This window comes from Persicobacter psychrovividus (assembly GCF_036492425.1).
In the GTDB taxonomy this organism is placed as follows: Bacteria; Bacteroidota; Bacteroidia; order Cytophagales; family Cyclobacteriaceae; genus Persicobacter; species Persicobacter psychrovividus.
The window spans coordinates 338303-360911 of sequence record NZ_AP025295.1; the positions used below are offsets into that span (position 1 = coordinate 338303).

The 22609-nt window shown below is 42.7% G+C and carries 18 protein-coding genes; 13 read left to right on the top strand and 5 right to left on the bottom strand.

Annotated elements, in window-relative coordinates; all coding sequences use genetic code 11:
* Window positions 1-27: 27 nt before the first annotated feature.
* Window positions 28-207 (bottom strand): DUF5522 domain-containing protein, encoded by a 180-nt coding sequence (locus tag AABK40_RS20300; RefSeq protein ID WP_338398934.1) that lies wholly within the window; start codon window positions 205-207, stop codon window positions 28-30.
* Between the two features lie 132 nt (window positions 208-339).
* On the opposite strand from AABK40_RS20300, the gene speD reads away from it, so the two are divergent.
* From speD to AABK40_RS20325, 5 genes are all read left to right on the top strand, one after another.
* Entirely contained in the window at window positions 340-723 is a 384-nt protein-coding gene (speD, locus tag AABK40_RS20305; protein WP_338398935.1) for an adenosylmethionine decarboxylase, read from the top strand.
* On the top strand, window positions 720-1781 hold the full coding sequence (locus AABK40_RS20310) for an agmatinase family protein (protein ID WP_338398936.1): 1062 nt from the start codon (window positions 720-722) through the stop codon (window positions 1779-1781). Before speD ends, AABK40_RS20310 begins: the two co-directional genes overlap by 4 nt.
* Before the next feature lie 186 nt (window positions 1782-1967).
* The gene (locus AABK40_RS20315; RefSeq protein ID WP_332920175.1) at window positions 1968-3299 is read left to right on the top strand and encodes a serine hydrolase domain-containing protein; all 1332 of its coding nucleotides are present in this window, start codon (window positions 1968-1970) and stop codon (window positions 3297-3299) included.
* Window positions 3253-3939 (top strand): TatD family hydrolase, encoded by a 687-nt coding sequence (locus AABK40_RS20320; RefSeq protein WP_338398937.1) that lies wholly within the window; start codon window positions 3253-3255, stop codon window positions 3937-3939. Before AABK40_RS20315 ends, AABK40_RS20320 begins: the two co-directional genes overlap by 47 nt.
* A gap of 33 nt (window positions 3940-3972) precedes the next feature.
* The gene (locus AABK40_RS20325; RefSeq protein ID WP_338398938.1) at window positions 3973-4701 is read left to right on the top strand and encodes a tRNA threonylcarbamoyladenosine dehydratase; all 729 of its coding nucleotides are present in this window, start codon (window positions 3973-3975) and stop codon (window positions 4699-4701) included.
* Window positions 4702-5015: 314 nt separating this feature from the next.
* Here the strand turns inward: AABK40_RS20325 and AABK40_RS20330 are convergent, their stop codons facing one another.
* Window positions 5016-5375, bottom strand: a complete 360-nt coding sequence (locus AABK40_RS20330; RefSeq protein WP_338398939.1) for a hypothetical protein — start codon at window positions 5373-5375, stop codon at window positions 5016-5018.
* A gap of 296 nt (window positions 5376-5671) precedes the next feature.
* Between AABK40_RS20330 and AABK40_RS20335 the strand changes: the two genes are divergently transcribed.
* Window positions 5672-7072 (top strand): type III PLP-dependent enzyme domain-containing protein, encoded by a 1401-nt coding sequence (locus AABK40_RS20335; RefSeq protein WP_338398940.1) that lies wholly within the window; start codon window positions 5672-5674, stop codon window positions 7070-7072.
* A 110-nt stretch (window positions 7073-7182) separates the two neighbouring features.
* Here the strand turns inward: AABK40_RS20335 and AABK40_RS20340 are convergent, their stop codons facing one another.
* Window positions 7183-8043: an SDR family oxidoreductase gene (locus AABK40_RS20340; RefSeq protein ID WP_338398941.1), complete on the bottom strand. Its 861-nt coding sequence runs from the start codon at window positions 8041-8043 to the stop codon at window positions 7183-7185.
* A 210-nt stretch (window positions 8044-8253) separates the two neighbouring features.
* Here AABK40_RS20340 and AABK40_RS20345 point away from each other — a divergent pair, with 210 nt between their 5' ends.
* Window positions 8254-10458: an FUSC family membrane protein gene (locus AABK40_RS20345; protein ID WP_338398942.1), complete on the top strand. Its 2205-nt coding sequence runs from the start codon at window positions 8254-8256 to the stop codon at window positions 10456-10458.
* 107 nt (window positions 10459-10565) lie between these two features.
* Here AABK40_RS20345 and AABK40_RS20350 read toward each other — a convergent pair whose 3' ends face one another.
* Window positions 10566-11261 carry a DUF6873 family GME fold protein gene (locus AABK40_RS20350; RefSeq protein WP_338398943.1) on the bottom strand — a complete coding sequence of 232 codons (696 nt, stop codon included), beginning with the start codon at window positions 11259-11261 and terminating at the stop codon, window positions 10566-10568.
* A gap of 48 nt (window positions 11262-11309) precedes the next feature.
* Here AABK40_RS20350 and AABK40_RS20355 point away from each other — a divergent pair, with 48 nt between their 5' ends.
* The 4 genes from AABK40_RS20355 (at window position 11310) to AABK40_RS20370 (ending at window position 15875) form a co-directional block, all read left to right on the top strand.
* On the top strand, window positions 11310-11714 hold the full coding sequence (locus AABK40_RS20355) for a hypothetical protein (RefSeq protein WP_332920183.1): 405 nt from the start codon (window positions 11310-11312) through the stop codon (window positions 11712-11714).
* A gap of 318 nt (window positions 11715-12032) precedes the next feature.
* The gene (locus tag AABK40_RS20360; RefSeq protein ID WP_338398944.1) at window positions 12033-13490 is read left to right on the top strand and encodes a hypothetical protein; all 1458 of its coding nucleotides are present in this window, start codon (window positions 12033-12035) and stop codon (window positions 13488-13490) included.
* Window positions 13491-13501: 11 nt separating this feature from the next.
* The gene (locus AABK40_RS20365) at window positions 13502-14905 is read left to right on the top strand and encodes a DUF5723 family protein (RefSeq protein WP_338398945.1); all 1404 of its coding nucleotides are present in this window, start codon (window positions 13502-13504) and stop codon (window positions 14903-14905) included.
* A 133-nt stretch (window positions 14906-15038) separates the two neighbouring features.
* Window positions 15039-15875, top strand: coding sequence for an aldo/keto reductase (locus AABK40_RS20370; RefSeq protein WP_332920186.1), 837 nt, complete (start codon window positions 15039-15041; stop codon window positions 15873-15875).
* Between the two features lie 51 nt (window positions 15876-15926).
* Here AABK40_RS20370 and AABK40_RS20375 read toward each other — a convergent pair whose 3' ends face one another.
* Window positions 15927-16127 (bottom strand): hypothetical protein, encoded by a 201-nt coding sequence (locus tag AABK40_RS20375; protein ID WP_338398946.1) that lies wholly within the window; start codon window positions 16125-16127, stop codon window positions 15927-15929.
* 526 nt (window positions 16128-16653) lie between these two features.
* Here AABK40_RS20375 and gltB point away from each other — a divergent pair.
* A complete protein-coding gene (gltB, locus tag AABK40_RS20380) occupies window positions 16654-21150 on the top strand; it encodes a glutamate synthase large subunit (protein ID WP_338398947.1) in 4497 nt (1498 codons plus the stop codon).
* An 18-nt stretch (window positions 21151-21168) separates the two neighbouring features.
* Window positions 21169-22593, top strand: a complete 1425-nt coding sequence (locus AABK40_RS20385) for a glutamate synthase subunit beta (RefSeq protein WP_332920189.1) — start codon at window positions 21169-21171, stop codon at window positions 22591-22593.
* Window positions 22594-22609 lie beyond the last annotated feature (16 nt).

Genomic DNA, 22609 nt, shown 5'->3' on the forward strand with positions numbered 1-22609 from the left:
GGATATACAACAAATTTATATGGTTTTTTATTCTTTATAGGGGCATTCTTTACATTTATTGGCTCTTCTTGGCTTACAGCAGTGCCCCCTTTTCAGGTGAAAAGCTCGGGTAAAGACTGTTCGTCCCCGCTCATCTTTGTAAAAATCCACTCCTTCAATCAATTCATTGAGGTTTAATTTTACTTTTTTTATCCCTGGGCTTTGCATTAGATTGCTTGTTTATAGGCTTATGAATTGGTGCAAAATTAAGGAGTATAGGCTATTTGTGGCTCAAAATAGCAATTTTTTTCGGGTTTAAGATATTTTTATCATCTTTGGAGTTGCAAAAAATAGAATGGTATGAATTCAAAGATTGGTATTGGCGGACAGCATTTGTTGCTGGACCTGAAAGCGTGTGATGCTGCCCTTTTAGATGATTGTAAAATGGTACAATCATTATTGGAACAAGTGGCACAACAGGTGGGAGCAACCATCGTAAAATCAGTCATTCATCAGTTTGAGCCTCAGGGTGTCTCTGGGGTGGTTGTGATTCAGGAAAGTCACCTCTCTATTCATACCTGGCCTGAATGTGGCTTTGCTTCTTTTGATTTTTATTCATGTGCTGATGATATTGATTTAAATCAAAGTATCTCTTTATTATGCTCGGCTTTCAGTGGGAAAGTTCATCGGGCAGAAATTATTGATCGGCGATTAGCTGTAGGTCAAACCTTAGAAACATTATGAGTTCAGAAAAATTCGACATCAATACATTTGATCCAAATGGTGTAGGCGTGCAAGGGCGGCTGTTCGGCATGCCCTTTTCTGTAGAAAACGCCAAGCTGGTCGTGATTCCTGTGGCGTGGGACGTAACGGTTTCTTTTAGAGAAGGGACAAGCAAGGGACCCGCGGCAATTTTGGAAGCTTCTCCTCAATTGGATTTTTATCAGGAGGATATTACTGATGCCTGGAAGCTGGGTATTGCTTTGGCGGAATTCCCCGAAAAGCTATCTGCTTTGGGGGCTGATTTGCGTCAGAAGGTCAATCCATATATTGAAGCGTTGGAAGAAGGGACGACCACCGTTGATGCAAAAGAAAATCAGGCTGTTTTATCGGAAATTAATAAGGGGAGTGAAAAGCTGAATGACTGGCTTTATCAGCAAAGCAGTGAACTTTTAGCCGCACGGAAGTTGGTTGCCACAATTGGCGGTGATCACTCTACGCCTTTGGGACTGATTCGTGCTTTGGCTGAGGTGCACAACGATTTTGGCATTCTGCATATTGATGCGCATGCTGATTTGCGTGAAGCCTATGAAGGTTTCGAGTTTTCCCATGCTTCAATTATGCACAATGTGCTGCAATTGGAAGAAGTAAAATCATTGGTTCAGGTAGGAATTCGAGATTTTTGTGAGGATGAAGTAAAGCTCGTCGAGGCGTCTGATGGGCGGGTGGTCATGTTTACTGATGCTCAGCTAAAAAAAGGACATTTCCAAGGCATCAGTTGGCATCAGCAAGTGACGGAAATTGTGGAACGATTGCCTCAGCATGTTTATATTAGCTTTGATATTGATGGGCTCGATCCATCCCTTTGCCCAAATACGGGAACGCCTGTTGCAGGAGGTTTATCCTTCAATGAGGCGCTATACCTTTTGGAGCAGACTGTTCGTTCGGGTAGAACCATCATTGGTTTCGATCTTTCAGAAGTAGGTGATGATCCCTGGGACGCCAATGTGGGGGCACGAATTTTATATCGTTTATCAAATTTAATGGGCGTTTCTCAAAATCAATTAAGTTTTAACATTTAAATAATGTGACTATTCAGCCTTTAAATTTGCTTATCCTGTTTTTTTGAAAGTTTCGCACGATTTTCCCTTTTAATATTTTTGTACCAAGGCGTATCGCTTCAAAATGTACGCCTAATGTTGAACAGATAGATTTTTATTGTGATTTTTGACCGTCTAAAAGCGCATTCATTTTTAGTGATATTCAGTATGCTCAGCCTACTGATGGTGATTTTTCCCGTGGCGCCCTTCTCTGCGCATACGGGTAAAGAGCCCATTGACTATGAAAAGGAATACCTGACCCCTTCTTTGGAAAATGTGATTTCGGAAGGAAAAGATTTCAAAAAGATGAACGCTTATATTGAGCGGTGGATGCGCCGTTGGGATATTGTGGGGGCATCGGTTGCGGTGATGAAACATAATAAATTGGTGTATGCCAAGGGGTTTGGATATACCGATACTTCGCATACTTTAGAAGTCAATCCCACCCATCTTTTTCGCATTGCTTCTGTTTCTAAATTGGTAACAGGTATTGCGATTATGCGCCTGGTAGAATCTGGTATTCTTGATCTTGATAAGCCTGTTTTTGGCACCGACGGCTACCTGCAAGGGCCTATTTATAATTCTTTCAGGGATTCACGAACACGCCGTATCACCTGTCGGGAACTTTTGTATCATCAAGGAGGCTTTACGGCAAAGCTTGGCGACCCTCTTTTCGAAGGGCCTGAACTTGCAAAATCCCAGGGTTGGACATTGCCCGTTCCAACCGACAGTTTGATTTCCTTCACGCTGAAAAAGCGCCGATTACGCTTCACTCCGGGACGAGGCTATGAATACAGCAACTTCGGTTACCTGATATTATCAAGGGTTATTGAATCGGTTACCGATATGAAGTATGAGGATTTTGTGCGCTGGAGTGTGCTTCAGCCTTTGGGGATTTCTGATATGGAGCTTGGCAAGGCTTTGCATAAAGACCGTAACCGCTTCGAAGTGGATTATTATGATTTTCCGAAGATGGACAAGCGGGAATCCAATTACGATTTTAATAAAGAAGCCTTGACAACCGCTGGTGCTTCGGGCTTGCCTCACCTTGAAGGTGCTGGAGGCTGGATTGCTTCCGCTTCGGATTTGGCAAGGATTGTCGCTGGCGCCAATGGGGTGCAGGACAGCCAGGTCCCGCCATTGCTTTCCAAATCCTCTGTTCACGAGATGGTCACGCCTCAGAATAAACTGAACCCCTCTTTAGTGATGGGCTGGCGAGCAGCTTCAGGGAAACACTGGTGGCGAACGGGTACTTTAGCAGGTACTTCAGCGATGGTTTCCCGTGAAAAGGATGGCACGGTATGGGTGATGATTCTCAATACTTCAACCTATAAACGAAACCATATGCCTACCCAAATTCGGAATGCCATGCGTTATGGAATGGCCTTGGTGCCTCATTGGCCCGAACGCGATTTGTTTGACCGCTATTTAAATGGTGGCCGATACCTCAAACATGCCCAAGTGCCTGCTATCGATCCAATTGCACTTGAAGATGATTGAGTTGCCCGTAAATAAGCTGCTGAATATCCATAGTCATCGGGAGGCTTCGACTTCTGAATTTACCATAATGAATCATTGCTATGGGGAGGATTTTCGCTCAGATATTGGCTCTGTAGGTTTTCATCCTTTGCAATTTCAGCAAACGCCCAAACCATCCTTACAACTTTCTGCATTCGACGACCCCCGGGTGCTTATGATAGGGGAGTGTGGTATTGATTATCGGTACGAGGTTGATGTGAAAACTCAGACGCTAATTTTTGAAGAGCAACTTGATATTGCTAAACAGTTGAGAAAGCCCGTGGTTATTCATCAGGTAAAAGCGTATGCTGATTTGCTTCGCTTGCGCAAGCAACGCCCCTCATCATTAAAAATGGTTATTCATGGTTTCAGAGGAAAAAAAATATTGGCCGATCAGTTGATTCAGGCGGGTTTTTACCTTTCTTTTGGGGCGCATTTACTGGAGACTGATCAATTACAGCAGACCTTCGGAGAACTGCCTATTGATCGCTTGTTTCTGGAAACCGATGAATCGGAAGCTCCGCTGGTCAAAATTTATCAGACGGCAGCCGACCTCAGTGGTAAGTCGCTCGATGAGCTTCGCCTTCAGTTGTGGCAAAACTTTAAGGATCTATATCCATAATTGACTCAAACAAAATCCCTATAATAATTCGCTATGGATAATGCATGGTTAGAACGTGCCGAGTTAATGCTCGGCGATGAGAAATTAAAAATGTTGGCCAATAGCCACGTCCTGATTGTTGGGCTCGGTGGTGTTGGTGGCTTCGCGACAGAATGTATTGCGCGGGCAGGAGTGGGCAAGATGACGATCGTTGATGGCGATACGGTGGACTTGTCCAATAAAAATCGACAGTTGGTTGCTTTAGATAGCACGGTGGGTAAAGAAAAGGCTACTGTGCTTGGCGAACGACTGTTGGACATCAATCCTTATTTGGAGCTGACGGTGGTAAATCAATACCTGACTGATGTTGAGATTCAGGAATTGCTTGACCGTGACCAATATGATTATGTGATGGACTGTATAGATACCCTGACACCAAAAATATTCCTGATTTCCAACTGTTTGCAACGTAAGTTACCTTTAGTTTCAGCGATGGGTGCAGGAGGGAAAATGGATCCAAGTAAATTGACGGTCGCTGATATCTCGAAATCCTACAATTGTAAGCTGGCAAGAATGCTTCGCAAAAGATTGCATAAAATGGGGATTCGTAAAGGCTTTAAAGTAGTGTTTTCTCCTGAAGATATCGACACTTCAAAGGTTCACGAGGTAGATGGGCTCATGCACAAGAAATCGGTTATCGGTACCATTTCCTACATGCCACCGATGTTAGGAGGGATGGTCGCTTCTGTAGTGATTAGGTCGCTATTGGGCGAAAAAGTTTAGTGCTGTAGCACTGTTGTCCACAGATTATTGAGATTAGATATTTAGGGAGCAACCACCAAAGTCCTTTTTATTTATTGTGAAAAGATGATATTGAGGTGTTTAAAGTGTGCTTGTTGTCTTCAATTACATCCCTTTAATCTGTGGATAAAAAATTAAAAAACAATTGAAAATTGTCGGGCGATTAAGTCCATGCGATGATAGAACGGTCTTTTGTTATCTCCTTGAAATAGCCGTACAATTCGGCCGATAGAAATGAAATAGCATTTCGCTATTCAGTGATCTGATCACAAAACAGACTTATACGACCGTCCTTCTCAGGTACGTTTAAAGGTGAAAATCCCCAACACACCTTGGTCGTCTTCGGCCTCACCCACAATTAATTTGTCCGACATGATTCGCCCCCGCCACTTATCAAGCTGGTAGTCGTCTACTTCACCTTCGATAATTTCATAGGAGGTCGCACTGAGCTGTAGAAAGCTAATTTCCCCTTCCTGTATTTTTCCTTCTACCAATAATTTCACACGGAAAGTTTCCGCATCTTCGCTTTGTTCAGTCGCCAATAGGGTGCCCGTGATTTCTCCCGCCTGATCTGTTAAAACTAAATGCCCTTTAGAAGTCCCATAGCCAAAATCTTCATGATAGTGCCATTCGCCTGTTAAATTGATTTCATCCATGAAGCAAAAATGGCTATTCACGCTTTATTTTGCTACCAATAAATCAAATTATTTGCGATCAAATAAAGTATTTAACCGATTTAGATGGCTTTGATTTTTACTCAGTAAAGTGAATGGAAATATTGTTGCATATTAAATTTTATACACTATATTTCGAAATATTTTAATGGTATGGTCATAATGGCCGTTTTTAGTCATTATTTTAGATTTATTTTATTTAAGTGATTTCATTTTTACTGATTCATCTTTCTTATTTGTTCTTTTCAAAGGGTAAGTGTCTTGGTTAGTTTAGTGTTATGAAGAATAAATACATTGATTTGGTGGATCAAACTTTTGATTTCCCAAATGAAGCATTCGATGTGAATGAGCAAGGAGAACTTTCCTTCGAGGGAATTGAATTGTCTGATTTGATCAAACAATATGGTACTCCATTGCGCTTTTCCTACCTTCCGAATATTTCGCGCAATATCAAGCGGGCAAAAAAGTGGTTTAATGTAGCCATGGCGAAGGTGGATTATCAGGCCTCTTATAATTATTGTTACTGTACCAAAAGCTCACACTTTTCTTTTATTGTTGAGGAGGCGCTCAAAAATAATATCCACCTCGAGACTTCCTCTGCCTTTGATATCAATATTGTAGAAAATCTGATTGAGCGAGGGCTGCTCAGCAAGGAGAATTACATCATTTGTAATGGGTTTAAAAAAGAGCAATATGTGGAGAATATTGCCAATTTAATCAACAGTGGTTATCATAATACCTTTCCGATACTGGATAACTATCGTGAACTGGACGCCCTAACGGAATTGGTGGACGATGATAAAACGATCAATCTTGGCATTCGAATCGCTTCTGAAGAGGAGCCTAAATTTGAATTCTATACTTCGAGATTGGGGATAGGGTATAAAAATATCGTTCCCTTTTATAAAAAGAAGATTCAGGAAAATCCGCGATTGAAATTGCGCATGTTGCACTTCTTCATCAATACGGGTATCCGCGATACGGGGTATTACTGGAACGAATTGCGGAAGTGTTTGAAGGTTTATCGTGAACTGAAAAAGATCTGCCCTGAATTGGATTGTCTTAATATTGGTGGGGGCTTCCCTGTATCCACTTCGTTAAGCTTCAACTTCGATTATGAATATATGGCGGAGGAAATTATCGGCCTGATAAAAGTAATGTGTGAAGAAGATCAGATTGATGAACCTCATATTTTTACAGAATTTGGTTCTTTTACTGTGGGTGAAAGTGGTGGTATGATTTATTCGATCCTCAATCAGAAAAAACAAAATGATCGGGAGTCGTGGAATATGATTGACAGTTCTTTCATGACGACGCTTCCTGATGTTTGGGCGATCAGTCGAAGGTTTATTATGTTGCCGATCAATCGCTGGAATGATCCCTACGAGCGAGTATTACTGGGCGGAATGACCTGTGATTCGGATGATTATTATAATTCTGAACAACATGCCAACGCGATTTTCTTGCCTGAATACAATCGTGACGAACCGTTATACATTGGTTTTTTTCATACTGGAGCGTATCAGGAGACCATTGGTGGTTTCGGAGGCCTACAGCATTGTTTGATTCCGCAGCCTAAACACGTCATTATCGATCGTGATCAGGATGGAGAAATTACAACCAAATTGTTCTCCAAAGAGCAAAGCCACAAAGCCATGATGAAAATTTTAGGCTACTGATAGGTCAGTTCAATAGGGATTGCCCTTATGAGTCGGCTGAAAAAATTAAGATAAAAAAAGGTGATGGGTCATTTTTATAAATGGCCAATCACCTTTTTTTCATTGCAGCCCTATTGTTGTTGATATGCCTTAATAGAAGCGGAAATAGCTGTTTTACTATCGCGGAAGGAAAGCCCTTCTCCCTTTATTTTTTCGTTGCTGAGGCGTAAATCCCTGATGCCGGCCCTTTTTTCCCTTAGCAAATTGTCTGCATCAAAGTTAAGCTCCCGCAGAATGTATTCCGTGATTTCATATCGGCTTACGTTATTTTCACTGCCGAAATGATAAATGCCATAGGGGATGGTTTCAATATGGTCCAAGTGGCTCATCAGTTCACCAACTTCAGTCAGCCCTCTGTATTCATTTTTGGAAGCGCTGATTAAAGTTTCTTCCTTTCCCGCAACAATGCTATCCCATAAAATATTCGGATTTACCTTAGGGAATTCTTTGGTCGGGAGCCCATAAACCCAGGTAAGGCGCAGAATCCAGGCAGTCGGACAATGTTTGAGCACCTCCGTTTCTGCCATTAGTTTGGTAGTGCCATAATAGGTGTTGGGAATCGGCGTACTGCTTTCGGTATAGGGCCCCGCTTCTGAATTTCCATTAAACACCTGCTCGGTACTGAAAAAGACCATTTTCGCTTGATGTGCTTTGCAGGCTTTGGCGATTTCAGTGGTGGCATCGACATTGATTTTTTTAGCCAATAATTGATTTTGCTCGCAGCCTTCTGTAGACGACATGCCCGCAAGGTGAAAAACCAATGTGGGTTGGTGTAATTCAAAATATTGCCGAATAGCGTCACTGTCTGAAATGTCCAAACTTTTTCGGTTTGGCGCAAGAACGGTTAAGCCGCTTTGCTGATATCTTTGGGCAAGCCTTGAGGCGATAAAGCCACTGCCGCCTGTAATTAAAATAGTGTGTGTTGTATTCATGTTCGATCGATTGTGCTTCAGGTATAACGATTTTTCTGATTATTCATCCCAAAATTAATCGCCCTAATTTACGGTTTTGATTTCAAAAGCAAGGGATGATCAGCCTTTGTGCGTTTTTATCGATGGATATTGCCCCGAAATAAGCTGTTTTTTATCATTCCTTGCGCAGAGATTTTATCATGCTAAATATTATCCTTTACTTTGTGACTTATGATTAAAAGCAGGAATTTTCTTCGCCTGACATCAGGGAATTTATCTTTGGGTTTTAGAATTACATTGGCGACGGTTTTCCCCGTATTTTGGGGATATTTTACAAACAATTGGGGGGTGGCGGTCCCTTGGGCACTTGGTGCTTTGGCTTTGGGCCTTTCAGATTCTCCAGGAGTTTTGAAGGATCGGCTCATTTGGCTGTTGCGTAATTTGGCCTTGCTCTCAATTACGATTTTTATAACTGGTTTATTTACCCAATCCTATTGGCTGTTAGTGGTCTGGATGGTTTTCGGTGCTTTTCTGTGGGCAATGGTAGCTGTTTTTGGAAACCGATTTGCCGTTATGGGTAACGCCATGCTGATTGGTGCTTGTTATATTATGGCCACGCAAAAAGACTTTGCGGGAACGGTACACTGGACCGAATGGATGAGCATTGGCGGTTTTGGGTATATCTTGGTTTCTTTGTTTCTGGGTCGGGTGGGCCGATATAAAGGAGCGGAGGAAAGTCTTCGGAATGCTTTCATTAGCCTGTCTAAATTTACCTTGTTAAGAAGCACACAATTTACGGCAGATCCTGCGGCCGACCATCTGATTTTAGCGCAGAGGGTGAAGGTGATTGAAGATTTGGCCACCTGTCGGACAGAGCTTTTTGATCGTCGAAAAGGCCTGAAAGGAGGGACCAAAAGGGCCCGCAAGTTAGGGATGATTGTATGGCATATGGTGGACACTTTTGAGATGTTGTCGGCATCACATACTGACCTTCAGCAACTGCAAAAAGATTTAGGCGAGTCTGATATCATCTGTAAAATTCATAAAATCCTTAAATGTTATGGGCAGGAATTGCAGCGGATGTCCGAATCGTTGCCTGTAGGTGCGGTGCATACCACGCATCATGATCAGCAGGAACATTTAAATTACCTTGATATTGAAATTCAACAGGTAAAAGAGCTTTCCCTGGATCATTTTCCTGTGGCCTCTTTTACAGCGCTGAAGAATATTATGCGTAACCTGACGGAGATTAACTGGCGGTTGAACCGCATGACAAAAATCAGTCAGGGAGATATTTCCCTTGAAAAGGAAGAAATTGATTTCAAGGTTTTTGCGAGTGAATACAATCATCAGGAGCGTATTTTATCAGAGCTGAATATTCGATCTCCATTTTATCGTCATGCCATTCGTCTGTCTTTGGCCATTTTACTGTCGATGGCGATTGGTCACTTTTTAGGTATGGAGCAAGTTTATTGGATTGTCCTGACGGTGATTGTCATCATGAAACCCAATTTTTCAGAAACCAAAAAACGAACTTTTGAACGTTTCCTCGGGACCGTGCTGGGCTGCGGAATTGCGTCAGTAATTTTGTTTTTCTTTCAGGGAAATGCCGTTGTAATGCTTTTTTTCCTGACTTTACTGTCGCTTTTATCCTTCTTCTGGCTGGGCAAAAATTATGGTTTTGGGGTGCTGTTCCTGACGCCCTTTGTATTGGTGTTGTTCTCTTTTATCGACACACAGGCCATTCATTTGGTGGGTATCCGTTTTTATGATACCGTGTTGGGATCGGTGATTGCCTTTCTGTTAAATTATTTGTTTCTGCCTAATTTTCAACGGCTTTCAATTATTGACCATGTGCAGCACAGCATTTTGACGATGAGGAAGTATCTTGAAAGTGTATCTTCTTATTTCACGGAAGAGGAAGCGAAAAGACTGAATTATAAAATTGATCGTAAGTCGGCACATTTGGCACAGAGTCAGCTTAATGTTTCCTTTAATCAGATGCTGACTGAACCAAAATCCAAGCAAATTTATGGGGAAGAAATTTATGCGATGGTCATTCAATCGGCCAATTTAATGACTTCCATTGCCACCCTTTCAATTTATGCAGAGCGGATGGGAAATAAATATGCCGAGGATTTAGGGTTGGCTGAAGTAAGGCGGCTGGTACTGCGTGCTTTTGATGATGCCTTGCTGATTTTGAAAGGCTGGAAAAAGTATGAGGATGACCGTCAGGTAGATCAGGTTTTTGAGCAAATGGCCGAAGGCCTGAAATGTGTGGAAGAAATTCGTATGCGAGAAATGAAAGCGGGTGAATGGAGTTCTCCAAATCAGGAAAAGTTGGCTGATTTACAATTGCTGAACGATCAGTGGGGGTCAATTTACCGTCAGGCGGTAGAAATCAAGAAAAAAAGCCAGGCACTTTCTGAAAGTTAAAAATAAGAGGCTAAGGCAATCGTATTTTTTGCAAGTAGTAAAGAAGGTTTAACGCAACCTTAGCCTCTTTTATCAATATTGTTATTTTTCGGCGATTTTACAACATCTTAGCCCACAAATAGAATCCCGCCACCATCATAAAGTGGCCCATTGTACAGGGCTTGCCATTGAATATCGTGTTTTTTCAGGTAAGCCAATAGTGGTCGGTAGCATTCATGGTGCCTCGGATCTCCTATAAAATAAAGCGTGCCCCGCCAATATCCCATCGTCCCACCGATGAAACCATAAGGATACGGCGGAAGGAGAATTTGTTGAGGAGGCACCAGGCAATGCGAAAGTTGCCGTTGCTTCAGCACCTTGGCAATTCCACCATCCGAAGTGATTAAATGTTTCCCCACGCCAAACACAGAACACCTTGTATATGCTTGAGGTAATGCTGTAAAAGGTAAAGCGGCAGTTTTTTCGAGGATGGTTTTACTGGTAAATCCCACTTTGTGATAAAGGGTATGCTGGTGAAACAACACATTATAATAAGTGCTTTCGCTTAAACTTTCGCCAATTTCTTCTTCGCCAAGCTCAAAAGGGATTTCATGGGCGGTGAAATGGTCGATGTATTTTTGTGGTGTATTTGGGGCAATAATCCATTCTTGATTTATACTGGCGAAGAAAATATCCGGGTGCCCTGAAATCGCCGCATAGGTTAATCCTTGGGTCAGGAATGGAATCGTTGGCATTATTTTTTGTAAAGCCTCGATGGCCTCCTTTGGAGCACGGGCATCAATTAGTGCAAATGGCTTTATCATTCTTATAATATTGGTTATTATTGCTTGATCAACCTGAAATTTAAATTTATGAAAAAGTTGTGGCTTATCGGTAGTTTTGGCCTGCTACTGTTCATTTCTGTCGGTACCTTATATTTTGATAATTTATCCAACGACTCCCGCCCAAAGCAGCAAACTGCCATTTCCATTCAGGAAAGATCAGACCTGAGTCAGTACCTCCATGACTTTAAGATTGATGAACAGGGATTTGTGGTCGATGCTGATAGTGAGGGAGCATATTTTTCCCTGGATGAAAAGGATGCGGTAGTGACCGTAATTGTAGATTACTATTTAAACCAAGGATTTGAGCTGCAAAGTAAAAAAGGGACGCAGGACGGCAATACTTACCTGGTACCATTGCAGAGCCCATTAAAAGGGCAGCGCGGAATTTTAGTCAAAAGGTATTTAGGAAGCTATAAAGTTCGCATACAATAGGGTTTGGGGCTGATCAATGCCGATAGGTGAGGTTAAATTTTAAGATTTTCTTACAACTGCCCCTTCTCATGGTTACCTTTTTATTTCATGATTAGTGCCACTGTTTTCAGCAATGTATCATTCTCATCATGAAAACGTGATGTTTGTCTAAAAAATTACAAGCTATTTACTCCTTTTTTGTACCCAAATTTTAATTTTTCAGCGATTTAACTTGATCATTTATAGTTAATTTCAGCCAACTATCTATTCCGTATTGGACGTTGTGATTCAGTGAAGGGAGGGTGTTAATCCTCAGTAGTAATCACAAAATATAGAACAATGCGAAATTATCTTGGCCTATTGCTGGTTTCATTTCTGAGCTTTTCATGTGAAGAAGGATGGACGGATTTTCAGAATTATGATATTGATGTTGAAGGATCTAAAACTTATGCTGTTCCAATAGGAAATACCTCCTTTAAATTTGAGGATGTATGGGCTTATTCAGATGCGGACAGTTCGAGTAATTTTGAGTTGGTTTCGACCACGGAAGGGTATGAATTGCATAATACGGTCGAGATTGATTTGTCGGAACTGTTTTCTTTCGACCCTGTAACGCAGCAGGAAAATTTTGCGGTGAGCCCAATAGCGAATACGGAAGAAGAATATGTACTTCAACTGCAATCTACAGACGGAATCATTGCGGAAATGGATCAGGTTTCTCTTTCAGGAGGGCAGGTTGATTTCAGTTTCAGCCATTCTCAGATGAATGATCTATCGGCCACACTGACCATCTATGCGGCCGTGCCCGAGGTTATTAATTTGTCGGCGCAAGATTTGTCCGATGGAATTTCGATCAGCTTGGCAGGCTTCCAATTTAACGGTGTGCCCAATGAAACGGGCTTCCCAGTGAAGGTAAAGCTTGAAATCAATACCGAAAATTTGGCAACCAATACGTTGCCTGAAAATATGCAGGTCGATGCTTCCTTATCCGCCTTGGCGATCAATAGCTTCACGGGAAAAGTAAAGGATTTCAGCCAAAACATTGCTTCAGTTATTCCTTCGCCGATGGTGCCTGATTTTGACCATTCCAATTTTGTGTGGGGTGACGGAACCGTTAGCCTCAGCCTGAATAACCCTACGGCATTGCCTATCAGTGCAACTTGTGCGATTTCCAACGGTGCAGCGCAACTGTCTCCATCACCAGCTTTTACACACATTGCTCAGAGTGAAAGTTTATATAGCCTTCAAAGCACCAACAGTAATTTATTGGAGGTCATGAATGCCTCAACAGAGGACATTAACATTATGCTTGCAGTGGATGCACAAGGGAACTCTGGCGGAACATTCACTTGGTCAGCGACTAATCCCATCAGCCTAACGGCGACTTTTGTGATTCCGATGTTGGTGAAATTTCAAGAGGTGAATTTTGAATATGTGACTGCGATCGATACGGATATTTTTCAGGGTGAAGGTTTATCGACAGGCCTGCTGACGATTTCTGGCTTCAGTGATTTGCCGATGGGTGTAAAACTCGAAGTTGATTTCTTAAATGGCTCGGAGGCTTTTGCGGCTGCTCCTGCGGATTTTTGGATCGTTGAAGCTGTAGCAGACAGTATCGATACTTACATCTACCTCGACGAAACAGCCATGGATGAATTTCTTGCGGCAGATAAAGTGCGTTTCAATTTCACTTTTGATACGGAATATATTTCGCCTGACTTTGCAAGGTTCACAAGCGATCAGCATATGGAATTTGATCTCGGACTGATGACTGAAGTTACCCCTCCTTCCAACTAACTTTTACTCCTATGAAAATCATTTACGCCTTTTTGCTGTCCTGTTGTATGGTGTTCCATGCACAGGCACAGTTTCAGAAAACCCTTTATCAGTTTGCTTCAGAGGATCTGGTGGCGACCCACTCAATGAATCCTGCCTTTAAAGCCAAGGGAAGTTTTATTTTAGGGCTTCCGGGCATTTCACAAAATACACTGAATTTCTCTGCGCCAACTACTTTGGGAAATTTGTTTATGCTTGAAAATGGAAAGCGAAACCTTTCGCTGGGGACGGCAGTGAAGAATTTGCCACAGGTATCGACAACCTATGCGTCTTCACAGTTGAATATCCTGTCTTTGGGAGGTGGTGATGAAAAGAATATGTTTATGATGTCGTTGGATGTTCGGGGTTTCACCAAGCAAAAAATGTCACGGGACTTTCTTGACTTGGCGATCAATGGAAATAGCAGTTCGATCAGTATTCAGGATGTTTTGGAAGGAAAGCGGCTGACAGATCAGGAAAAGTACCTATACGCCGAAACTTACAGTCACTTTTTTGGGCAGTTGTCATTAAGCGATAGCAGAAAACTTTCCGATCGTGTACGCCTCGGGCTGCGTGTGAAGTTCCTGTGGGGAATGGGGTACATGTCCTCAAGTCCGATTGAAGGGACTTACCGTATGGATGGGCAAAGTTTCAATTCTTCTATTGATTTTGAAGCGGCTAATGTAAATATGTCGGGGGTGGTTGATCCACTCATCTTTTTGGAAGAGCAGAAAATGGAGAATAAAAAGATGCAGGGGAATTTCGGTGGAGCGATTGATATCGGGACACAGGTGAAGATCACCGATCGTTGGGAAGCGAGTTTTTTTGTGCAGGATATTGGGGCGATCAACTGGAACTTGAATGGGCAGTCGGTTAAAATTGAAAAAGGCTATTATGAAATCAATGCACAGGAAATCAGCCTAACAGGTGGAATAGATGGAGACAGTCAGCTTGCTGATTTTGACCTTCAAACATTTATGGAGGAAGAGGTGAAGATGGATACGCTTCAAAACCAAAAATTTGTAGAGTGGTTGCCTGCCAAGGCTTATTTGGGAACGCGCTACAGGGTCGGTGAAAAACATTATTTTGGCGCTACTTTCATGGGGCAGTGGTTTCAGAATGAATTCAACTATGCCATGACGGCTTCTTACGATTTAAGGGTCGGCAAAATGCTATCAACGATTGTTTCTTACTCTTATTCTCCGCAACAAACTATGGCTGTTGGTGGTGGGGTAAGGCTGAATTTGGGACCATTGCAGGTATATGCTGTTACCGATGATTTTACTGGGCTGATCAAGCCATCCACTCTTCAGAATGTAAATATTACCACCGGGGCGGTATTTACTTTCGGCAGGAAACACAAGGCCAAAGTTGAGGCGGAGACGACAGCAGAATAGGAAATGTAGGCAAACTTGAGTTTGATAACGAATCCTAATATTAAATTTGTATTTTCGATATAAGTGATTGATTATTTTTATTGAAGTCTGAGATTTAGTTTTTAATTTGCTATAGACACAATAAACATAAAACATGAAGAAGATAACTTTAAATAACGGCATTGAAATTCCCGTAGTTGGTTTGGGAACTTGGAAATCTACTGATGACGAGGTCCATAATGCCGTAGTTCACGCATTACAGAATGGCTACACACATATTGATACCGCTGCAGTTTATGGTAATGAAGAGGAAGTCGGTAAGGCATGGAAAGCCAGTGGCGTAAAGCGTGAGGATTTTTTCTTGACCACTAAAATTTGGAATGATGTTGCTACTTTTGAAGGTACAAAAGCGGCATTTAAGACATCTCTTGAAAAGTTACAGACTGATTATGTAGATTTGATTTTAGTGCATTGGCCGGGTTCTTATGAGCGATTTGTGGCAGTGTATCAGGCATTGGAAGAACTATATGCAGAGGGTAAGGCTCGTGCTATTGGGGTATCGAACTTTAATGTTCATCACCTTAATGAATTGTTCAGAACCTGTAAAGTGGTTCCTGCGGTCAATCAGGTGGAATGTCATGTAAAGTATCAAAATCAGTTTTTGCAGGCATTCTGTAAAGAGCACGGAATATTTCTACAGGCCTATGCACCGATGATGTCTTGGAAAGTGAAAGACTTGGCGGCAGATGAAACCTTAGTAGAATTGGGTAAAAAATATGGAAAGTCAGCAACTCAGGTGGCATTACGTGCGCTCATTGAACGAGATATTATAGTGCTCCCCAAATCGGTTAATCTTGCACGTCTCGATCAGAATGTGGACCTGTTTGATTTTGAGCTATCAGCAGAGGATATGGGTAAGATTCGTTATTTGAACGAAGGGACAAGATTGTTCATTGAGCCTGATAATATGGATTTTGGGTTTCTGAAATAGACCAATGATTAAAGGATAAAATGAAAGCCTCTAACTTTGTTAGGGGCTTTTTTACGCCTTTTCAGTTTCTGAGGCAGGAGCATCAGTGGTGGAGTCTTCGTGATTTTCGGTGATATCTTCGATCAGGTATTGCAAAACGGCCTTGATACGGTCAGGTTGAATGTCGGAATCAATATTGACTGTTTGAAGTAAACCATCTTCTGTATGCTCAAGTTCAATGGTAATCGTTTTTTTCAATGCGGGGGTATTCATTTGCATCAGCTTTAGTAATGTAAATCAATTTACAATAAATATTTTCTTATATCCGACTTTTTCAGATTAAAATATTACATAAACAATAAAAAATTCATTTTTTCAAAGTTGAGGACTGTGCCGTTCTCCGCTACCTGTAGGGCTATTAAAATTCTGTTAATCGCTTCTGCGTGCAAATATTGTTATAAATATTATTCTTTTTTGATATTTATGTTGCTTTGGCTAAAAAAATACAAAATTTTAATACGCTCAAATCATTTTGATATTTGTAAAAATGAGCCTATTCAAATGGTTTATTTTGAAATTTTATGACAGATACCGTTGTAAATGGCTCAAGACGTCAAAATCTATATAAAATTCACAATTTAGACTTACTATTTATTCCGTTGTAAAACGAACAGTGCTATTGAGTATTATTTAAAAATACTGTATTATAGTGATGAAATTGGCAATGGAACGCCGCTTTCAATGTTATGGATGATTGTTTTTTGATTAACACTAAAGAGATTTTAAAATAGGAATTTGTATGGCAGAAGGACATCAACAGGGATTATATGATCCATCTTTTGAACATGATAGTTGTGGAATAGGTTTTATTGCGCAATTACAATCTATGGCTTCTCACAAAGTTGTAGCTGATGCGCTTACCATGTTGCGAAATATGGAGCATCGCGGAGGTTGTGGTACCGATCACCGTTCAGGTGATGGTGCGGGTATTCTTACCAAAATCCCCCATGAATTTTTCAGTACACAAGCCAGCGAGCTTGGTTTTCAGTTAGGCGATGAAGGAAGCTATGGCGTAGCGATGACTTTCCTGCCGCCTTCACCTAATGCTTATCAGGAATCTGTTCGGGCACTTAAAACCTCTATTGCTGAACACGGCTTCGATTTAATCGGTCGTCGCCCAGTACCTACTGATCCCTCTATCCTCGGAGAAGCACCAGCGCGGAATATGCCAAATATTGAGCAATGGTTTGTCAGTCATAAATCTGGGGCCACAGGGGTTGACCTGGAGCGTAAATTATATGTGCTGAGAAAGTACACCACTTTTCTTAACCGTGACCTTTCTGCAATAGCACAGAAGCATTTTTATATTCCTTCTTTTTCGAGTAAAACGATTATATATAAAGGGCAACTGACCACCTTTCAGTTGTCGCAGTATTATCCTGATTTGCATAATCCAGAGTATCATTCTTGTCTGGCATTGGTGCACTCAAGATTTAGTACCAATACATTTCCAGAGTGGAAGCTTGCACAGCCTTTCCGTTTTATCGCTCACAATGGTGAAATTAACACGATTCGCGGAAATGTGAACTGGATGCGCTCCTATGAGAAAAACCTGGAAACAGAAGTGTTTACCAAGGCGGAGCTCGATTTGCTGAAGCCAATCTGTGATGACCACCATTCTGATTCCGCCAACCTTGATGCGGTTGTAGAGTTGCTGACCCTTAGTGGTCGTCCTTTGCCGCATGTTATGCGAATGCTGATCCCTGAGGCATGGCATCAGGATCCGGATATGAACGACGAAACGAAAGACTTTTACCGTTTTCATGCCAGTCTGATCGAACCATGGGATGGACCTGCAGCAGTTTGTTTCACGGATGGTAACATGGTAGGGGCTACCCTCGACCGTAATGGTTTGCGTCCAGCGCGTTATGCTGTTACAGATGACGATTATGTGGTAATGGCTTCTGAAGTTGGCGCCTTGCCTATAGATCCTGCCAAGGTTGTGAAACAGGGACGATTACAGCCAGGAAAGCTGTTTGTCTGTGACTTGATTGAAGGGAAGATCATCGAAGATGAGCAAATTAAAGAGGAGCTTTCTTCTCAAAAACCATATGGTCAATGGCTCAAAGAAAATCAATTGGCAATTGAGGATTTGCCTGCCACTGAAGAGTCAGAGGAAGCTTATCCATTTTTAGCCAATCAGGTTGCTTTCGGAGTTACTGAAGAAGAAATCAAGGAAATATTGATTCCTTTGGCGGAGCAAGGAAAAGAACCGCTTGGAGCAATGGGGGCAGATATTCCGTTGGCTGTTTTGTCGAAAAACAGTCAGCATATTTCGCATTATTTCCGACAGTTGTTTGCGCAGGTAAGTAACCCGCCAATTGATCCTATCCGTGAGCGCACAGTGATGTCACTCTATACTTCTGTGGGGGTTTCTCTAAACCTTTTGGGAGAATCTGCAGGACATTGTCGTCAGATTGTGATGGAACAGCCCGTGCTTACACAAAAGGACATGACGCGCCTGAAGCACCTTGATCACAAACATTTCAATATCCAAAAGCTGTCCATTCTTTTTGATAAATCTGAAAAAGAAGGCGCACTGGAGAATGCTCTCGATGCATTGATCGCACAGGCCGCAACGATGGTAGAGGAAGGGGCAAATGTGCTGATTCTTTCGGACCGTGGTTTGGACGAAAACAAATTGGCAATGCCAGCCTTATTGGCTGTAGGCGCCGTTCATCAGTCATTGGTGAAAAGCGGACAACGCGGATTGTGTGGTTTGATCGTTGAGAGTGGTGATGTACGCACTGTTCATCATTATGCTACATTGATCGGTTATGGAGCCAATGCGATTCATCCATATTTGGCTTTTGATGCCCTTCGTGCGCTTGAGCTAGAGGATCGACTGAAAGTTGACTTCGAAACAGCTTCGGAAAATTATATTAAGGCGATTGGTGCAGGATTGCTGAAGATATTCTCGAAAATGGGAATTTCTACCCTGCAATCTTATCACGGTGCGCAGATTTTCGAAGCCCTTGGCGTTGCGAAAAATGTGGTGTCAAAATGTTTTACGGGAACGGTTACACGCCTGGAAGGACTGAGTTTCGATGATCTCTGTAAAGAGAGTATCGAACGACATGCACAGGCATTTGCACAAACAACAGATCACCTCGAATTTGGTGGCTACTATCAGTGGCGCAAAGAAGGGGAGAAGCACCTTTTTACGCCTGAGACCATCCACTTGATGCAGAAAGCTTGTCGTACAGGAGACTATGAGCTTTACAAACAGTATGCAAAACTGATCAACGAGTCTTCAGACAGCCCGATCACTTTGCGTAACCTCTTTACTTTCCAGCAAAGTAACCCCGTGCCTTTGGAAGAAGTGGATTCTGTGGAGAAAATCATGCGCAGATTTGCCACAGGAGCAATGTCCTTTGGCTCTTTGTCTCATGAGGCGCACAGTACATTGGCGATTGCCATGAACTCCATCAAGGCGAAATCAAATTCTGGTGAAGGAGGAGAAGATGAAGCTCGCTATAAGCCAGGGCCGAACGGTGAGAACCTTCGCTCAGCAATTAAGCAGGTAGCTTCTGGCCGTTTCGGTGTTACAAGTTATTATTTGTCGGAAGCGGATGAAATCCAGATCAAAATGGCACAAGGGGCCAAACCAGGTGAAGGAGGACAATTACCAGGGCATAAAGTAGATGCCTGGATTGGTAAGGTTCGTCATTCCACACCAGGGGTAGGATTGATTTCTCCGCCACCACATCACGATATTTATTCCATTGAGGATTTGGCTCAGCTGATCCACGATCTGAAGTGCGCCAACCGTAATGCAAGAATCAATGTGAAATTGGTTTCTGAGGCAGGGGTAGGTACGGTAGCCGCTGGGGTAGCAAAAGCCAAAGCGGATGCTATTCTGATTTCAGGTGCTGATGGCGGAACAGGTGCATCTCCTATCAGTTCCATTTACCATGCAGGTTTGCCGTGGGAGCTTGGTCTTGCAGAGGCACACCAAACATTGGTGATGAACCAACTGAGAAACAGAATTACGCTACAAACCGATGGGCAGATCAGAACAGGGCGTGACCTTGCTTTTGCCACCCTTTTAGGGGCGGAAGAATGGGGCGTTTCTACTGCTGCACTGATTGCCGAAGGTTGTATCATGATGCGTAAGTGTCATTTGAATACTTGTCCTGTCGGCGTGGCCACGCAAAATCCTGAGCTGCGGAAGCTATTCACAGGTAAGCCAGAGCATGTTGTGAATCTTTTCAAATTCATGGCCATGGAATTGCGTGAAATTATGGCTGATCTTGGGTTCCGTACCATTAATGAAATGGTTGGGCAGGTTCAGAAATTAACGGTTAAGAAAGAACTGGCACACTGGAAGCACAAAACATTGGATTTGTCGCCAATCTTGCATCAGGAAGATTCCATGCAGGTACAGTATAAGCAAGTTCCACAAGAGCATGCTTTACACGCCCACCTGGATTTCCGATTGATTGATGCCACCTGGCCTTCGATTGATGCTGGTGAGCCTTCTTCAGTGCGTTATCCTATCAGAAATACTGACCGATCTGTTGGGGCGATTATCTCTCATGAGATCAGTAAACGTTACCGTTCGCGCGGTTTGCCTGAAGATTCCATTCAGCTGAAATTTAAAGGGGATGCCGGACAGAGTTTTGGTGTTTTTGGTGCACCAGGTATTACTTTTAAACTGGAAGGATTGGCCAATGATTACTTGGGCAAAGGCTTCTCTGGTGCGAAAATGGTTGTTTACCCTGACCGTAAAGCAGGTTATTCTCCTCGCCGAAATATGATTGTGGGTAATGTAGCGTTTTATGGAGCGACCAAAGGGGAAGCTTATATTCGTGGAATTGCCGGTGAGCGTTTTTGTGTTCGTAACTCAGGCGTAAATGTAGTTGTTGAGGGCATCGGAGACCATGGTTGTGAGTACATGACTGGTGGTCGGGTGATTGTGCTTGGCGAAACAGGCAGAAACTTTGCTGCAGGAATGAGTGGTGGTATCGCTTATATCTATGATCCTAAAAAGAAATTCGCGAAGAACTGTAATATGGAAATGGTTGACCTCGATCCATTGGATGGTGAAGATGTAGTCTTTATCATGAAAATGATTGATAAGCACAAAGAGCTTACAGGTAGCCGTACCGCACGCTCGCTGGTGAATAACTGGCAGGAAGGTCTGGCGCAATTCATCAAGGTAATGCCTAAGGATTTCAAGCGAGTTTTAGAGGCCCAACGTCAGGCGGAAAATCCTAAGTTGACGGAAGTTTAAGCGATAAATTTTAGAAAAATGGGAAAAATCACTGGATTTTTAGAATATAATAGAGCTCTTCCAGGTAAACTTCAGCCTGAAGAGCGCATCAAAAATTATAAAGAGTTTTATCAGGAATTTTCTGATGAAGAAACCAATGCTCAGGCGGCAAGATGTATGGACTGCGGTATTCCGTTTTGCCATTCTGGTTGCCCTCTGGGGAATAATATTCCTGATTTCAACGATGCCGTTTACAAGCAGAACTGGAAGCAGGCTTTGGAGATCCTCTCGAAAACAAACCCTTTCCCTGAGTTTACCGGGCGTATTTGTCCAGCTCCATGTGAAGGTTCATGTGTTTTGGGGCTCAACAATGAGTCGGTGGCGATTGAACATATCGAGAAATCGATTGCTGAAAAAGGCTTTGAGCTTGGCCTGATAAAAGCGGAAGTTCCTGCGGAACGTACGGGTAAATCAGTGGCTGTAATTGGCAGTGGACCTGCGGGTCTTGCCGTTGCCCACTGGATGAACAAGTACGGACATTCAGTAACTGTTTTTGAGCGTGATGACCGTATTGGCGGATTGTTGCGCTATGGTATTCCAGATTTCAAACTTGAAAAATGGACTGTGGAACGTCGCGTACAACTGATGATGGACGCAGGTATTGAATTTGTAACCAATGCCGAAGTTGGTAAGTCGGTTTCTGCAAAGAAATTGGCCGATGACTTCGATGCGATCGTTATTTGCACGGGATCTACCGTTCCTCGCGATTTGGATATTCCTGGACGACACCTGAAAGGGGTTCATAAAGCGATGGACTATTTGAAACAATCCAACAAGCGGGTTGCAGGCGATCAGCTTGCTGCCGAGGATGAAATTCTTGTCGAAGGAAAGCATGTTTGCATTATCGGTGCAGGTGATACTGCCTCGGATTGTATTGGAACATCCAACCGATTGAAGGCCGCGACAATCAGTCAGCTTTACCGCCGCCAGCAACCACCGAAAGAACGCCAGGAGAACAACCCTTGGCCGGAGCAGCCGAAGGTTTTTGTCGAGTCTACCTCTCAGCAGGAAGGTTGTGGTTTTCAGTGGTCGGTAGTGCCAAAGGCATTTATTGGCAATGAAGCAGGAGAATTGACGCACATTCAGACCGTAACAGTGGAATGGGTTGAGGAGAATGGTCGATTGAAGATGATCGAGCTTGAAGGAACGGAGGAAAAAGTTCCCTGTGATGTGGCGTTGCTGGCGATTGGCTATGCACACCCAGAGCATGATAATGTGGTTGAGGAATTAAAACTTCAGCTGGATAAGTGGGGCAATATCAAATCTACGGGTTTTGCAACCAATGAATCCAAAGTGTTTGCTGCAGGAGATGCCCGTATCGGTCAGAGCCTTGTAGTTACTGCGTTGGCGGAAGGCCGCCAGGTGTCAAAAGCTGTTCATCAGTTTTTGGGCTTTAACATTTAAAATCATCCATCCATAT

What these genes read in the sequence shown, in the direction of transcription:
- AABK40_RS20300 (WP_338398934.1), bottom strand. Translation starts at nt 207, where the DNA reads ATGCAAAGCCCAGGGATAAAAAAAGTAAAATTAAACCTCAATGAATTG.
- speD (WP_338398935.1), top strand. Translation starts at nt 340, where the DNA reads ATGAATTCAAAGATTGGTATTGGCGGACAGCATTTGTTGCTGGACCTG.
- AABK40_RS20310 (WP_338398936.1), top strand. Translation starts at nt 720, where the DNA reads ATGAGTTCAGAAAAATTCGACATCAATACATTTGATCCAAATGGTGTA.
- AABK40_RS20315 (WP_332920175.1), top strand. Translation starts at nt 1,968, where the DNA reads ATGCTCAGCCTACTGATGGTGATTTTTCCCGTGGCGCCCTTCTCTGCG.
- AABK40_RS20320 (WP_338398937.1), top strand. Translation starts at nt 3,253, where the DNA reads ATGCCCAAGTGCCTGCTATCGATCCAATTGCACTTGAAGATGATTGAG.
- AABK40_RS20325 (WP_338398938.1), top strand. Translation starts at nt 3,973, where the DNA reads ATGGATAATGCATGGTTAGAACGTGCCGAGTTAATGCTCGGCGATGAG.
- AABK40_RS20330 (WP_338398939.1), bottom strand. Translation starts at nt 5,375, where the DNA reads ATGGATGAAATCAATTTAACAGGCGAATGGCACTATCATGAAGATTTT.
- AABK40_RS20335 (WP_338398940.1), top strand. Translation starts at nt 5,672, where the DNA reads ATGAAGAATAAATACATTGATTTGGTGGATCAAACTTTTGATTTCCCA.
- AABK40_RS20340 (WP_338398941.1), bottom strand. Translation starts at nt 8,043, where the DNA reads ATGAATACAACACACACTATTTTAATTACAGGCGGCAGTGGCTTTATC.
- AABK40_RS20345 (WP_338398942.1), top strand. Translation starts at nt 8,254, where the DNA reads ATGATTAAAAGCAGGAATTTTCTTCGCCTGACATCAGGGAATTTATCT.
- AABK40_RS20350 (WP_338398943.1), bottom strand. Translation starts at nt 11,261, where the DNA reads ATGATAAAGCCATTTGCACTAATTGATGCCCGTGCTCCAAAGGAGGCC.
- AABK40_RS20355 (WP_332920183.1), top strand. Translation starts at nt 11,310, where the DNA reads ATGAAAAAGTTGTGGCTTATCGGTAGTTTTGGCCTGCTACTGTTCATT.
- AABK40_RS20360 (WP_338398944.1), top strand. Translation starts at nt 12,033, where the DNA reads ATGCGAAATTATCTTGGCCTATTGCTGGTTTCATTTCTGAGCTTTTCA.
- AABK40_RS20365 (WP_338398945.1), top strand. Translation starts at nt 13,502, where the DNA reads ATGAAAATCATTTACGCCTTTTTGCTGTCCTGTTGTATGGTGTTCCAT.
- AABK40_RS20370 (WP_332920186.1), top strand. Translation starts at nt 15,039, where the DNA reads ATGAAGAAGATAACTTTAAATAACGGCATTGAAATTCCCGTAGTTGGT.
- AABK40_RS20375 (WP_338398946.1), bottom strand. Translation starts at nt 16,127, where the DNA reads ATGAATACCCCCGCATTGAAAAAAACGATTACCATTGAACTTGAGCAT.
- gltB (WP_338398947.1), top strand. Translation starts at nt 16,654, where the DNA reads ATGGCAGAAGGACATCAACAGGGATTATATGATCCATCTTTTGAACAT.
- AABK40_RS20385 (WP_332920189.1), top strand. Translation starts at nt 21,169, where the DNA reads ATGGGAAAAATCACTGGATTTTTAGAATATAATAGAGCTCTTCCAGGT.